Annotated in this window: 14 protein-coding genes and 1 pseudogene; 8 read left to right on the forward strand and 7 right to left on the reverse strand. The window is 58.0% G+C overall.

Annotation, left to right across the window (positions count from 1 at the left end):
• The first annotated feature begins 295 nt into the window (after window positions 1-295).
• Together AB4090_RS08445 and AB4090_RS08450 are read left to right on the forward strand one after the other, a co-directional pair.
• Window positions 296-1,969: a proton-conducting transporter membrane subunit gene (locus AB4090_RS08445; protein WP_369573433.1), complete on the forward strand. Its 1,674-nt coding sequence runs from the start codon at window positions 296-298 to the stop codon at window positions 1,967-1,969.
• Window positions 1,966-4,398, forward strand: coding sequence for a YbcC family protein (locus AB4090_RS08450; RefSeq protein WP_369573434.1), 2,433 nt, complete (start codon window positions 1,966-1,968; stop codon window positions 4,396-4,398). Before AB4090_RS08445 ends, AB4090_RS08450 begins: the two co-directional genes overlap by 4 nt.
• Before the next feature lie 35 nt (window positions 4,399-4,433).
• Here AB4090_RS08450 and AB4090_RS08455 read toward each other — a convergent pair whose 3' ends face one another.
• The 6 genes and pseudogenes from AB4090_RS08455 to AB4090_RS08480 form a co-directional block, all read right to left on the reverse strand.
• Entirely contained in the window at window positions 4,434-5,396 is a 963-nt protein-coding gene (locus AB4090_RS08455) for a LysR family transcriptional regulator (protein WP_369573435.1), read from the reverse strand.
• A gap of 132 nt (window positions 5,397-5,528) precedes the next feature.
• On the reverse strand, window positions 5,529-6,290 hold the full coding sequence (locus AB4090_RS08460; RefSeq protein ID WP_369573436.1) for an SDR family NAD(P)-dependent oxidoreductase: 762 nt from the start codon (window positions 6,288-6,290) through the stop codon (window positions 5,529-5,531).
• On the reverse strand, window positions 6,287-6,841 hold the full coding sequence (locus AB4090_RS08465; protein ID WP_369573437.1) for a DUF3833 family protein: 555 nt from the start codon (window positions 6,839-6,841) through the stop codon (window positions 6,287-6,289). The genes AB4090_RS08460 and AB4090_RS08465 overlap by 4 nt, the downstream gene beginning before the upstream one ends.
• A 96-nt stretch (window positions 6,842-6,937) precedes the next feature.
• On the reverse strand, window positions 6,938-7,156 hold the full coding sequence (locus AB4090_RS08470) for a hypothetical protein (protein WP_369573438.1): 219 nt from the start codon (window positions 7,154-7,156) through the stop codon (window positions 6,938-6,940).
• Between the two features lie 9 nt (window positions 7,157-7,165).
• A pseudogene (locus AB4090_RS08475) lies at window positions 7,166-7,603 on the reverse strand (FAD-dependent oxidoreductase); the annotation flags it as partial.
• Window positions 7,604-7,688: 85 nt separating this feature from the next.
• Complete coding sequence (locus AB4090_RS08480; protein WP_369573439.1) at window positions 7,689-8,612, reverse strand: MerR family transcriptional regulator; 924 nt, start codon at window positions 8,610-8,612, stop codon at window positions 7,689-7,691.
• A gap of 122 nt (window positions 8,613-8,734) precedes the next feature.
• Here AB4090_RS08480 and AB4090_RS08485 point away from each other — a divergent pair, with 122 nt between their 5' ends.
• The 4 genes from AB4090_RS08485 to AB4090_RS08500 are packed head-to-tail and all read left to right on the forward strand — an operon-like array spanning window position 8,735 to window position 11,540.
• Entirely contained in the window at window positions 8,735-9,133 is a 399-nt protein-coding gene (locus AB4090_RS08485) for a PAS domain-containing protein (RefSeq protein WP_369573440.1), read from the forward strand.
• The gene (locus AB4090_RS08490; RefSeq protein WP_369573441.1) at window positions 9,130-9,462 is read left to right on the forward strand and encodes a hypothetical protein; all 333 of its coding nucleotides are present in this window, start codon (window positions 9,130-9,132) and stop codon (window positions 9,460-9,462) included. The genes AB4090_RS08485 and AB4090_RS08490 overlap by 4 nt, the downstream gene beginning before the upstream one ends.
• Window positions 9,459-10,799 (forward strand): AMP-binding protein, encoded by a 1,341-nt coding sequence (locus tag AB4090_RS08495; protein ID WP_369573442.1) that lies wholly within the window; start codon window positions 9,459-9,461, stop codon window positions 10,797-10,799. The genes AB4090_RS08490 and AB4090_RS08495 overlap by 4 nt, the downstream gene beginning before the upstream one ends.
• Before the next feature lie 9 nt (window positions 10,800-10,808).
• Complete coding sequence (locus AB4090_RS08500; protein ID WP_369573443.1) at window positions 10,809-11,540, forward strand: SDR family NAD(P)-dependent oxidoreductase; 732 nt, start codon at window positions 10,809-10,811, stop codon at window positions 11,538-11,540.
• Window positions 11,541-11,571: 31 nt separating this feature from the next.
• On the opposite strand, the gene AB4090_RS08505 is transcribed toward AB4090_RS08500, so the two are convergent.
• Window positions 11,572-12,099: a carboxymuconolactone decarboxylase family protein gene (locus AB4090_RS08505; RefSeq protein ID WP_369573444.1), complete on the reverse strand. Its 528-nt coding sequence runs from the start codon at window positions 12,097-12,099 to the stop codon at window positions 11,572-11,574.
• A 222-nt stretch (window positions 12,100-12,321) separates the two neighbouring features.
• On the opposite strand from AB4090_RS08505, the gene AB4090_RS08510 reads away from it, so the two are divergent.
• Both AB4090_RS08510 and AB4090_RS08515 read left to right on the forward strand, forming a co-directional pair.
• Window positions 12,322-12,603, forward strand: coding sequence for a DUF1778 domain-containing protein (locus AB4090_RS08510; protein ID WP_369573445.1), 282 nt, complete (start codon window positions 12,322-12,324; stop codon window positions 12,601-12,603).
• Window positions 12,600-13,094: a GNAT family N-acetyltransferase gene (locus AB4090_RS08515; protein ID WP_369573446.1), complete on the forward strand. Its 495-nt coding sequence runs from the start codon at window positions 12,600-12,602 to the stop codon at window positions 13,092-13,094. Before AB4090_RS08510 ends, AB4090_RS08515 begins: the two co-directional genes overlap by 4 nt.
• The last annotated feature ends 119 nt before the right edge of the window (window positions 13,095-13,213 follow it).

The raw sequence follows: 13,213 nt of genomic DNA on the forward strand, positions 1-13,213 counted from the left end.
ACTTCTTGCATGAGTTTCAGCAACGACCGGGCAAGATCCTCTGTGCCGTTACTCTGCGAAACGGCTGAAATGAGCTGATCCAAGATATCGCTAATGTGCATATAGTTCAAAAATATAGAGATAACGGCATGGTTAGTCAAAAGATGCCAAGCCGGTTATGCGCAGAAATGGGAGCAAAACCAGAAATACATAGAATATAATCTATTGTTTAATTTTAAATAAAATATTATTATCTATTTTTTGTGTCGAGTATCCTCTGCCTGTACCCAAATTGGGGTACAGGCAGGAGATTCCCATGAGCACCAACCTTTTGACGACGATTACTGGCAGCATCCTATGCACGCTGCCGATCTTGTATATCGCCGCCGCCTTACCCAAGGCCCTGCCTGGGGTGGTCTCGGCACAGGGCTACCGCGCGCGCATACAGCTTATATCCATCATTGGCTTTTTGCTCGCGTTGCTCGCGGTCGTGGGCTTTGCCCTGGGAGCGCGTGGTGATTTTGTCTTATACGCCTTGCCCCTGCCAGCAACTTCCGCGCATCTGGATGTATCAGTGCAGTTGAACGCTATGACCATGCTCCTGGCGCCTCTGGTCTCTTTTGTCTTGATGATACTCGCGCGCTACAGCGTCGAGTATCTCGATGGCGATCGGGCACAGGCGCGCTTCTTCCAGCTTCTGGCGCTCACCGGCGGTTTCTTTCTACTGGTGACTATTTCGGGGAACCTTGGACTTTTCACCCTGGCCATAATCGCTACGGGTTTCAGTCTGCATCGCCTGCTTGATTTCTATGACGATCGGCGTAAAGCGATCATGGCAGCGCACAAGAAATCCCTCTTCAGTCGTGCTGCTGACCTTTGTCTTGTCATCACCAGCGGTCTGGTAGCGAGTGGCGCTGGCACCTTGGAGTTCAGCAAGATATCGGTTTTGGCCCAGGCAGGACCTTTTCCCTGGCAGCTACAGCTCGCCGCCTGGTTCCTGGTATTTGCCGTGATTCTCAAAAGTGCGCAGTTTCCCTTTCATGGCTGGCTGATTCAGGTTATGGAGGCACCCACTCCAGTATCGGCACTGATGCACGCCGGTGTGGTATACAGCGGTGCGATCGTTGCGATGCGTATGAGCCCTTTGCTCTTGCGACAAGAGTCTGCACTCCTCTTCCTGGGCGCAGTCGGCTTGATGACCCTGGTGCTTGCTTCCTTGACCATGATCACGCAAACCGCAATCAAGTCGTCTCTGGCCTGGTCAACAGTCGCACAGCTCGGCTTCATGCTGCTGGAATTGGGATTAGGTTTGTTTTACCTCGCTCTTTTGCACTTGCTCGGGCACTCCCTGTACAAGGCACATGCCTTCCTCAGTTCGAGTAGTGGCGTGGACCATCTGCGGCAGTTGAAGCCAACGGCATCGGCGGGCAATTTTGCGAGCTGGTTGTTGGGTACGGTTTTGGGCTTGGCCGCCTCCTTGGGCCTATCCTTCGCCCTTGGGCTGCAACCCCTGAATCAGCCGGTTACCCTTGCGCTGGCGGTGATTGTTGGTATTGCCATGTCGCAAATTTTCATCAAGGGAAGTCTGTTTGCCAGTTGGACCAGTCGCAGCACGGCGGCTGTACTGGCAGTGCTGATGATGGCGGTGTATTACCTACTGCATATTCTGTTTCACGGCGTCTTTGCCGCGGATTTCGCACACGGTGCGAGCACTTCCCCGGCCTATCAGATCTTCGCGGCCTTTGTGATGCTGAGCTTTCTCTTCCTTTCCTGGATTCAGGGGCCCGGAAGAACGCAATTGCCCATTTCCTGGCAACGGTCCATGTATGTAGCCCTGTATAACGGTTTGTACGTAGACCTGTGGATCGAGCGCATTGCCTACCGCTTATGGCCAGAGAAGTTTGCGGTGCAAAAGCAGGGTCCGAGCATGGAATTCGATAGCCTGGATTCTTCGGAAAGTTATGAGACTGTAGCGCGAGGTGGACGATGAGCAAGACAATGCAAATGCAGCAGGAAGAGATAGTTACGCAGGTCTGTGCCAAGATTGCGCCCCTATGGCCCTTGGATTCCTTTGTGGCCGTAAACCCTTACTGGGGCTTCATGGATCAGGATTTTGCGCAGACCGCGGTATACCTGAGCAGCCTCTGCGGCGAAAAGCTCTTTCTCGATCGCTCCTGGTTTCGCCAGCAGTGGGAGGCTGGCAAGATCAGCGTCGAGGACATACAGGCAGCGGCAGCGGATCTCGGCCAATCTCTGCCTGCCAACGAGATGCTCCGCTTCCTGAAAAAGGATCAGGCGCCAGAGCTCAAGCCTTTGCTTCTGCTCAGTAACGTCTTGCACCGGGCAAATGCACCGGCGATCGACGATTTCCTTCTCGATCAGATCGGGCAGTTCCTCGCTGCCTACTATGATCGCGGCCAGGCAAGCTGGATGCGTCCGCAGACCGAGGATGAGCAGGGACTCTTCGACGCCTGGCGACAATATGCCTTGCGCAATCGCAGCGCCAAGGTCATTGGCATTGGCGACATCCGCAAAATTCTCATGCAGGTTCCCCGCAATGCCGTAGCGGCGCAGGAATGGGCTTTAGACATCTTGGATGTCCCTGGGACACTACTGGCAGACTATCTTCTTGCGTTGCTCAAATCGATTGGCGGCTGGGCGAGTTGGTGCCGATATCAGGTTTGGCAGGCAGAGTTGCAGGGTGGCACCAGCAGTGAGCTCCCAGAGCTGCTGACGATTCGTCTGATGTGGGAGGCCATGCTGTACTCTCTTGCCGATATCGAGAAACGCGAGCTTTGGCAAAAGAAGCTGCGCCGCTGGCAGCATGTGGATGCAAAAGATCTCGAGCGGGAGATGCGTGTGCGCGAGGCTTGTGTACGCGCCCTGGAGAAAAATTTTCGCCAGGGCATCACGCGCCAATTCCACCGCAACAGGGAGCAGGCGATGCTCGTTTCCAATGCACGTCCAAGTTTGCAGGCGGCCTTCTGCATCGACGTGCGCTCGGAGGTCTTTCGTCGCCATTTGGAGGCGGTGATGGAAGATGTTCAGACCATTGGTTTCGCAGGCTTTTTTGGCGTTCCTCTGCAATATCGACGCGAGGGGGAGTACAGGAGCCGTGGACATCTCCCGGTTCTTTTGTCGGCAAAATTGACGGCCGAAGAGTCGCTGCCTGCCGCCGTGCAGAAAAAACGTATTGGTCGTTTGCGGCGGCGGGCGGAGTGGAAGCAGTTCAAGACTGCGGCGGCTTCTTGTTTTTCCTTCGTCGAGTCTGCCGGTATGGCTTACGGCGTGCGCATGTTAAGCGAGAGCCTGGGCTGGCAACAGCCTTCGGTCGCTCCCGATCACGCGGCGTTGACCGCGCAGGAATTGCAGCAAGTGCACCCGGTTCTGGCGGACACCGTTTTTGCTGGCGGTACCGAGGCCAAGGTGAGCCTTGCCGAGCGGGTGTTACGTGGTCTTGGTCTGACGGAAAACTTTGCCCCAATCGTGCTCCTGCTCGGCCACGGCAGTACGACTACCAACAATGCCCACCGTGCCGGTTTGGATTGTGGTGCCTGTGCCGGACAGACTGGCGAGGTGAGTGCCCGAGTTACCGCTGATCTCCTCAACGATACGACGCTGCGTGCGGGTTTACGGGAACGGGGCATCGACATACCGGCGGATACCCATTTTCTCGCCGGCATGCACGATACCAGCAACGATCAGGTCACCCTGTATGAGCCAAAGAGTCGATTTGCAAAAAGTAGCGAGTTGCACGAGGTGAAAGAGGCACTACGGCAAGCTGGGGACCTGACCCGACTCGAGCGCATCAGCAAGTTGATGCCTGGTATCAGCGACCCTCAGCAGGCAGAAAAACTCCTGAACTGGCGCGGAAAAGACTGGTCGCAGGTACGGCCGGAATGGGCCCTGGCGGGCAATGCCGCGTTCATCGCGGCGCCGCGCTGGCGTACCGCCGGCGCCAACCTGGCGGGGCGCGCTTTCCTGCACGACTACGAGGCGGCGCAAGACCCGGACTTTTCCGTGTTGACCCTGATCATGACCGCCCCCTTGGTGGTGGCAAGCTGGATCAACCTGCAATATTACGGCTCCACTGTCGATAACCTGCGCCAAGGCAGCGGCAACAAGGTCTTGCACAATGTGGTCGGCGGACTGATTGGCGTGCTGGAGGGCAACGGTGGCGATTTGCGGGTAGGTCTCGCGGTTCAGTCTCTCCTCGATGGCTATGAGCTACGCCACGAGCCATTGCGTTTATCGGTGTTTATTGAGGCGCCACAGCAGGCTATGGATGGCATCATCGCTGCCCATCCTTTGCTCCGCAACATGATCTGCAATCGCTGGATGACACTCTTCCAGATTGCCGAAGATGGAAGCCCGCACGAGCGGCAACCAGACGGGGGATGGCAGTTACGTCCTCTGTAAAACGTCTCGTTTTTCGATTATGTCCCCTCGCCACCCTAGGCGAGGGATTTTTTCATGGCTGGCCAGCCATGCAGTAACTGTTCACTGATTTCATTCTCCTTTTTGCGGGCAAAATCGAGAAATGCTTGGGCTGCCAGGGAAAGCGGTCGTTCTTTGGGATAGACTAGGTACCACTGGCGCAGGATGGGGAAGCCTTCAACATCGAGCACGCGAATGGGGCCATCCGCTCCTTCCAAGGCCAGGGAATGCAGCGACAGGACAGCAATGCCCAGATGTCCAACAATGGCATGCTTGATCGCCTCGTTGCTGCCAAGCTCCATGCGGATATGCGGATGAAAATGCTTCTGCTCAAACACGCGCATGGTGGCCTTGCGCGTACCAGAGCCCGGTTCACGAAACAAAAAGGGCTGCTGCGCCAGATCCGCCAGCGGAATCCTTCCCTTATCCAGTAGCGGGTGATTGGCGGCGACCATGACGACAATGGGGTTCAGGGCAAAAGCCACGGATACGATGGAGAGATCCTCTTGCGGAGGCTCTCCCATGATATAGATGTCATCCTCCGCATTCTGGATACGTTCGAGGATGCGATCGCGATTGTTCACCTGCAAGGAAAGGTCGATTCCCGGATAGCTTTCCCCGAAAGCACCGAGCAGTTCTGGGGCGATGTACTTGGCGGTGGTGACCACGGCAAGGCGCAAGTGCCCCCGCGCCAGACCGTGACGTTCAGATATAGCGGTTTCCAGATCATCCAGACTGCGAAAGATACTCCGACAGCAAGTATACAAGTCTTGGCCAACGGCTGTTGGACGCAGGCTGCGGCCAGCTTTTTCAAAAATCGGCTCGCCCAGGGTTTCGGCCAGGGTTTTCAGCTGGATGGAGATGGTCGGCTGGGAGACGAAAAGCTCTTCCGCGGCCTTGCCCACGCCGCCAAGGCGAACCACTGCCTCAAAGATTTGTAGCTGGCGCAGGCTCAGATTACGGAGCAGATTGATGGACATCAGCAGATATCTCCACGGCGCTTGAAGAGAGGGCGCATCATACCCTGTACCTTGCTAGTCAGGCACGGCTAGCCGCTGCAGGAGCTTTCAGGTGCTCAGCATGGCGGCGAGCCACACCCAGCCCGCGTTTGCCTACATCTTCGTCGCGCGGCGAATCAGGGGAAAATACCAACGGTAGGGTAGGCAGCGCAGAAGGCTGAAGCGGCGCGTGAAAGCGGGCGGAAATTCGATGGCAAAGCGTTTGCTCTGCATGCCGCGCAGCAATGCCTGTGCAGCCTCGCTTGGCTGCAACAGATGCGGCATGGAAAACTCGTTTTGCGCCGTGAGTGGCGTGGCAACGAAGCCGGGATGCACCACCTGCACGTGAAAGCCGCGCGGCTCGAGATCGATGCGCAAAACCTCAGCCAGGTGCGTGAGCGCCGCCTTACTGGGTCCATAGTAGAGCGACTGAGGCAGCCCCCGAAGAGCAGCAATACTGGAAACGAGTACGATCTGCCCGGCACCGCGCTGCTCCCAGCCAGGCAATGCTGTAGCCAGGGCGCGCAGGGCACCGCGGTAATTCACATCGAGGATGTCTTCTGCCGTTTGGAGATTCAAATCCCAGCTACGCGCAGGCGTGTAAGCACCGGCCAAATAGACAAGCAGATCGAGGCCTTGCCATTGCTGCAGGATCTGCGCGTGCGCCTGCATCAGGCTTTCACCATCCTGCACATCGGCAGGGAGCAGCAAAGTGCGCTGGTCTGCGGGCAGGACCGCCGCAAGTTTTTCGCTGTGGCGCGCGCTCAACGCCACCCGTGCACCAGCAGCATGAAGCGCCTGTGCAGTTGCAGCACCAATACCCGAGCTCGCACCAATCAACCAGCAACGTTTGTCACGCCAAAAATCTCTGTTCATTGGTATTCTCCGGGCTGCGGGTAGCTGCGCACCCGCTCCGCCATTTCTGCTGGCAGGCGGTGAATCTCGATGATTGCCTCGCCCACGAAAATCCCCCAAAAATGCATACGGCTGTGGTTGGCGACGTGATTATCGTCCAGAAGAAACATGCGATCGTCAGTACGTAAGTTGTACTGTTTGTCGCCAACCGGCTGGCGTACGGTATACCGCCAGTGCATGGCGTAGCCCTCAGACGCCCCTTCCGCGAGACCAACTAAATCTCCCGCGCTGCCCTTGGCCGTTCCCCGAAAATTCTTGTGGTCCAACATTTCCAGTTTCCAAACACGCTCGGCATGGGTGCAAGTGCCCTGATCATCGAGAAAAGTAAATCGTTCTTCCAAGGTACCCTGATCGCCCTGCCATGCGCCGAACAGATGCATAAAGAAACGATTACGCACCCGCCGATTACGGTCACAAAAGATTCCACTGGCCGCCATGGGTCCGGAGAAGAACTGATCCAAAAGAAATTCGGGGGTGCTCCTGGCGTAGGTTTTGGTACTGGTGATAGTCATGTGTGGCGACCTCCCTTTCTTATTACTACGTAAAAATCTCGTACAACGATGCATAAAAAAAGGGAGCGCGAACGCTCCCCAATAGGCCACCAGAAGTCAATCCTTGCGTACTGGAATTTTGATCGGAATCCGCTCCGCCTGCCGCTGCTCCTTCGGCAGTATGGGACTCACCACATAAGCGATAGCGACTATCGCCAGGATCCCCGCACTCAGGTCCCAGAAAGGCGTGTTGGCGGAACCCTCGGCAGCGAAGAATGCCGCAATCGAGAAAAACACGAGAGCTTTCAGACCGGGATGTAGATCACGAGATTTCATCGCATCCTCCTACGCTCTCATACGTGCAAGCTGATACAGATCCATCACCGCCCGCGATCCCGCTGACTGCCCCTGGGCAATCGAGTCGTCAATGGTTTCTGGCCCCGTTGCGGCGCCACAAACATAAATACCCTTGCGCGTCGTACCCTGACTGTTGGTGTACTGCTCGGCCCTGTCGATAAAACCGTGCTTTTCCAGGCCGATACCAAAGGTCTTGGCAATCTCGGGGTTTAGCGCGTTGGGATCCATGCCAATGGCGTGCACCACCAGGTCCATGGGGATGACGATGGGGCGCTTGACTAGGGTGTCTTCCCCCTTCACCAACAGACGACCATCGGGGGACTTGGTGACCTCGGCAATACGCGCCTTGACGAACTTGGTCTTGTACTCCTCTTGGCTCTTCCAATAGAACTTGTCTTCGTAGAGGCCGAAGGTACGGATGTCCATGACACTTGCTCCTACGTTGATCGCGTAGTAGGAGCTTAGTCTGGCGCAGCCCTATTGTCAATCTTTTGTAGTATACAAAATATGGTCAAACTTTACGCATTGGTTTTTGCCAACTCTGTACGGCTTGCAAGAGATCCCGCAAGCGGCGGAAGCGCGGTTCACTGCCCGCGCCATCAATCTCCTCCGCACCACTACCGCTCAGCCACAGGCTGGTCTGCGCGGGCATTTCGCGGCGCAGCCGGGCGATGGCCTGCTGGTTGGCGGCGGTAATGGAAGCGGCAGAAATGGCAATCTGTAGTACTGGCACGGCGCAGCTCCGCAGACAGGCGAGTACGTCATCCAAGTCCGGTTCATTTCCCAGAAAGAGTACGTCCGCACCACTACTGAGCAACAGCGTGCGGATCATCTGCAACTCGACTGGCCGATTCTCTCCCGCAAGATTGGCGAGCAAAATCTGCAGGCCTTGCGGATCGGGTGTGGGAAGCATGGCGATTGCCAAACCCAACGCTTCAATTAGTTGTTGCTGGGCCAGGCGGATGACGAAACCAGGGAGAAAGTCATCAAGCTCTGCCCGTGCCAGACGCTGTTGCAGAGGGGCGGCGACCTGCGTAATGAACTGACGCGCGCCCTCCGCCGCCAAGTCCTGGCGAAGCAGTCTCCGATACGCAGGAAAATCTTGATCTTGCAGGGAATCCCATAGTGCTTCCAGCTGCACTTCACCTTGATCATCAGCAGTTGGTGCGGCGCTTTCGGGTAACTCCTGCAAAAGCCGCTCGATTTTCTCACCGTCGGCGCCAACCACAAAGCCAGGTCGATAACCAGCGGCGAGGAGTTTGTTGATGTCCTGTAAGCGTTCAATCTGTGTTCGACTGTACAAACGATTGCCGCTCGCGTCACGTTCCGGTATCGGAAAGTCATAACGTCGCTCCCACATCCGCAGCAATTCTTTGGAAATCCCGGTTTCCTGCTCTACAACGCTAATAGGGTATTGGCCATCTTCCGTTTGCATGGTTTTTTATGTACTCTATTTGTATAGGACGTAACGACTACCACTTCAAGCATATGGTAGTGCGATCATGCCACGTTCAAGCCGTATAGTACAAAGCCAGGTCAGCGCAGCGAGGGGAGAGGGTGAAAGAATTTTTTCCACAAGCATGGCGCAACCAGCTTGCGCGAATCGACAAACAGCAGATTGAGCAGTGGGGCTTCGGCGTGATTGCACTCGACACCGCCGCGCGTGTCGTCTTGTTCAACAGTGCCGAAGAACGATTGAGTGGTCTCCCCCGTGCCGAAGTGATCGGCAAGGATTTTTTCGTAGACGTGGCGCCTTGTACCGCCAGTCGCTTGTTCCGAGGACGATACCTGCGTGCGCGCGAGGAGGGGCAGCTTGATGAACACTTCTTCTACACCTTCACCTACCGCATCCGGCCGATTTCAGCGCATGTGCATATGTTGCACGACAGCAAGCAAACAGCGCTGGTCTTTCTTTTCTTGGACCGGGCGGTTCCACTATTCGAGGATTTAGGATGAGTGCGCAACCACAAGCATACTTGGAGGATGCTTTTCTTCTCGCCCTGGATGCGCTGGGGGAGCAACGTTTTTCTACTTCGGGATCGCGCGAAGAACAAGACCTGCTGCTGTATTTCTGTCTGCAAAGTCTGTGGCAGTTATTAAATAACGCCTATCAGGGGGATGGCGATCGCTTTCTGCAGCGAGAGCAAATTCAGCAACTGCAGGATATTGATGAGCGCATCGTGGAGCTCGAAGGCAAATTGCCGTCCGAACTGGTAGCGGACGCACGTCGCTGTATGTTCAGTTATGTGGCGCGGCTGGATGCGGAAGCAGAGTCGAGAGTGTGACTGCGCGGGCCGAGCTTTTGCAGCTGCTACGTGCCGGCCTGGAGTCCGGTTACTGTTTGGACTGGCGGGTAGACGGTATCAGCCACGGCTGGCCCGGCACTGCCCTACTCGCTTGGTCCTTGCGCCTGCGTCAGCGCTGGCGCCAACAACTTCCGGCAAGGGCGCGCATCGCCGTCATCCTCCCCAATAGCCCGGCTTTTCTGGCCCACTGGCTGGCGGCTTGGCAGGGGAACTGGGTATTCTGCCCGCTGCCGGAGCTAACCGCCCCAGAGCAGAACCGACGCTTGCGCCTCTTGGCCCCGCAGCTCCTGGTTTACTGGGAGGACGGGGCCATCCGCGAGCGCTGGTTGAATCCGGGGCGGCCCGTCGTGGCGGATCCCGAGGACCTCGCCAGTATCTACTGGAGTTCGGCTACCGTGGGCCAGGGTAGCGCCTACGGCTTGTCCTACGCGGCCCTGCTCTGGCAGTGGCAGCAGCATGGTCCGGCCTTGGCTTTGTCGCGCGCGAGTCTCGTGCGCAATACCCTGCCCTGGAGCCACGTCTTTGCCGGGGTGCTGGAGCTCTTGCCAGCGGTCATCGCAGGGGCCGAGCTGGTGCTGGCCCCCCTCGCGGAACTGCGCCAGGCGTCCATGACCCACCTTTGCACGGTGCCGCGCATCGCCGCGCTTCTGACCCCCGCGCAGTTAGGGGAGATCCAGGGAGGCATCGTCGGCGGCGCCCCGGTGGATGCCCCGTTGGCTGCGCACTTGGCGGGCAGCCGTCTGCGGGTGGGCTATGGGCAGACGGAGGCCGGCCCTGGGGTAAGCCTGGGCGCGCCGGGGGTGTTCTCCGAGGCGGGGGTGGGCACCCTGCTGCCCGCCCTGGAGGGCGTTGTGGATGGAACCCTGCGCTATCGCGCGTCGGGGCAGTCCCTGGGGCGTTGGACGGGAGAGGCCTGGGAGGCGGTCAGCGATGTCGGCGGCTGGATCGACAGCGGCGACTGCCTCATCCCGCTGCCCACGGGAGATTACCGCTGGCAAGGCCGCCGCGACGCTGCCTTCAAGCTGGCGGATGGTCGGGGCATTCAGCCCGAAGGCGAGGAACTGCGGCTACGGGCGCGTTACCCTGGTTTGGCCCAGTTGCTCCTCGGCGCTCCCGGCGAGCGGCGCTTGAGCGCCCTAGGCGCCGTTACCGATGGGGATTGGGCACAACTGCGGCGCCACTGGCACGAGCCCTATCCCCTCTTTGCCCTGCCGCCTGAGCAGTGGCAGGCCTGGCAAAGCGGCACCGGCAAGGTCCGCCGCCAAGCCCTGTATGCCCAGTGGCAACAGATTCTGGCGCAGGCAACACGCTTATAGGAGATCAGCATGGAGCGATGGATAGTCGTCACGGGTGCTTCGGGGGCTTTGGCCCAAGCACTCTTTGTCGCGTTACGGACGGCAGGCTGGGGCGTGGTGGCGGTCTCGCGCCAGGCCGCGCCAGCAGACACGGATGCCGGGCAGGTATGGATTCAGGGCGATGTGTCTGACCAGAGCGGAGCTGAAGCGGTGTTTGCCGAACTGGCCCAACGCAATATCGTCCCCGAGTTTCTGGCGCACCTTGCCGGTAGCTTTTTGCTGGCGGGGCTCGCCCAGACCTCAGAAGAACAGTATCGCCAATGTTTGGCGGCCAACCTCGACTCTGCCTTTTTCACCCTGCGCGCCTTTGTCTCCGCCCGCAAAAAGGCGGGTGGCGGTGGTGCTGCGGTTTTCGTCTCCTCGGTGGTTGCCGGAACCGGAGTGGCATTTCATGAGGCAGTAGCCGCGGCCAAGGGCGGTCTGGAGGCCCTGGTCCTGGCGGCGGCTGCCACCCACGCCCGCGATCATATCCGCATCAATGCGGTCCGCTCTGGGCTGATGGACAGCCCTGCGGCGAGCCACATGCTGCGTAACGAGCGCTCACGGGAAATGGCGCGCAAACAATATCCCTTGGAAGAGTTGATCTCCCCAAACGATGTGGCAGGGGCCCTTCTGTTTTTGCTCCATGCGGGGCAGGTTACCGGGCAGATATTGGCCGTGGATGGAGGCTTCAGCGCCATCCGCCCCATGGTGACCCAGTAGGGCGGAAAGATTTTCGCCCGCTTGCGGTTGTTTACTGCGCCGCGACGCGAAAGGTCTCGAAGAGGATATCCACGGCGGTATGCTGGGCACCGTGGGCAACGGCATCAAAAATGTCTTGATCGGTCCAGCCCAACTGGTGCAGTGCGGTAATTTCCTGGTCCTCCACCGCGCGTGGATTGCGCACGGCGCGCACCGCATAGTCCAGGAGCTGGTTTTCCGCATCGCTCAAGGGGCCGTGGCGCGGGTCTTTCAAGGCGTTGGCAATGGCGGAATCGCTGATGCCGGCGTTGAGCAAAAGGCCACGATTAAAGCCGATACAAAATTGGCAGTGCCCATCCTCGGACAGAATATAGCGCAGAAGGGCGAGAAAATTCGGCGAGAGGCGTGGATGTTGGCCAAAGTAGCCCAGCAACTGCATCTGAATCTGTAGCAGTTTGGGGCTGACCCCAAAGAGCTGCAGGCCTTCGGGCACGCCACCAAAGGCTTGCTGAATGTTGGCATAGAGCTCCGCTAGCTCACCTTGGGCGTCGGCGGGGGCGGTGAGGTGTAAGGTCGTCATGGCAGTATCCCTTCAGTCACAGTAGAGCAGAAAAGATACCAACTAGGCGGTATGTAATCAAGCGCGAGCCTCTCTTTGATGCTGCGACGCCTTCGGACACCGCCGACCACTAGCCAGCCGCCCCGAAGTTGGAACGATATGTCTGCTGGAAAATGGCCTCCTGGAAAAATACGTCATTTGTACTAACATTGAGGCCATTGTACATCATAGGGTGAGCTTGCCATGACCACTACTACCGCTCGTTCGGCCAGGCTAGGCCTGCGCGCAACACCTGAACAGGAAGCCGTTCTGCGTCGCGCCGCCGAGATCGCACACAAATCTTTAACGGATTTCATTCTCGATGCCGCTTACCAAGCGGCAGAAAAAACCTTGCTCGACCAGCGGTTGTTTATGGTTTCCGGCAGTCAGTACCAGGCGCTCCTGGAAATGCTGGATCGACCGGAGTCTGACAACGCCGGTTTGGCCAATTTATTCTCCCGACGCCCGGTGTGGGCGGAAAAATGAGTCTATCGGTACCACAATCACTGGATGCGAGTCATTGGCTGGAGGATTTTGACTGCGGAAAACCAGCCCTCACCGATTGGCTGCTACGACACGCACGCCAAGCGCAAGGTAGTGGTTTTGCGAAAACGTTCGTCGCCTGCGAAGGCCGTCGCGTTGCCGGGTATTTCAGCTTGACCGTTGGCCAGATTGACACGCTCGACGCTCCCGAGCGGATGCGTCGCGGGACGGGCCAATACCCGATTCCGCTGGTCATTCTGGCGAGGCTTGCGGTCGATCTCGACTACCAAAGACAGGGTCTTGGCTTCAGCCTGCTGCAAGACGCCATTCGCCGAACGGTTGCAATTGCTGAGCACGCAGGCATTCGAGCGCTGCTGACACACCCCATCGACGAAGATGCCGAGGCGTTCTATCGTCGTTTTGGCTTCGAGTCGACACCCGCACACGATCGACAACTGATGCTGCTGCTCAAGGATGCGCGGCGTTTTTGCTGAAACACCGCAATGAAGCCGAACGGGTGCCCGCTTTCGCGCCCGCTGGCCCAGGCTGGCAGCCACGCATGGATGCAGCGCTCCAAGAATGGCTGGCTACGCATCCGTCGTTGTAAAGTGCC

The organism is Acidithiobacillus sp. IBUN Pt1247-S3, assembly GCF_041146875.1.
In the GTDB taxonomy this organism is placed as follows: domain Bacteria; phylum Pseudomonadota; class Gammaproteobacteria; order Acidithiobacillales; family Acidithiobacillaceae; genus Igneacidithiobacillus.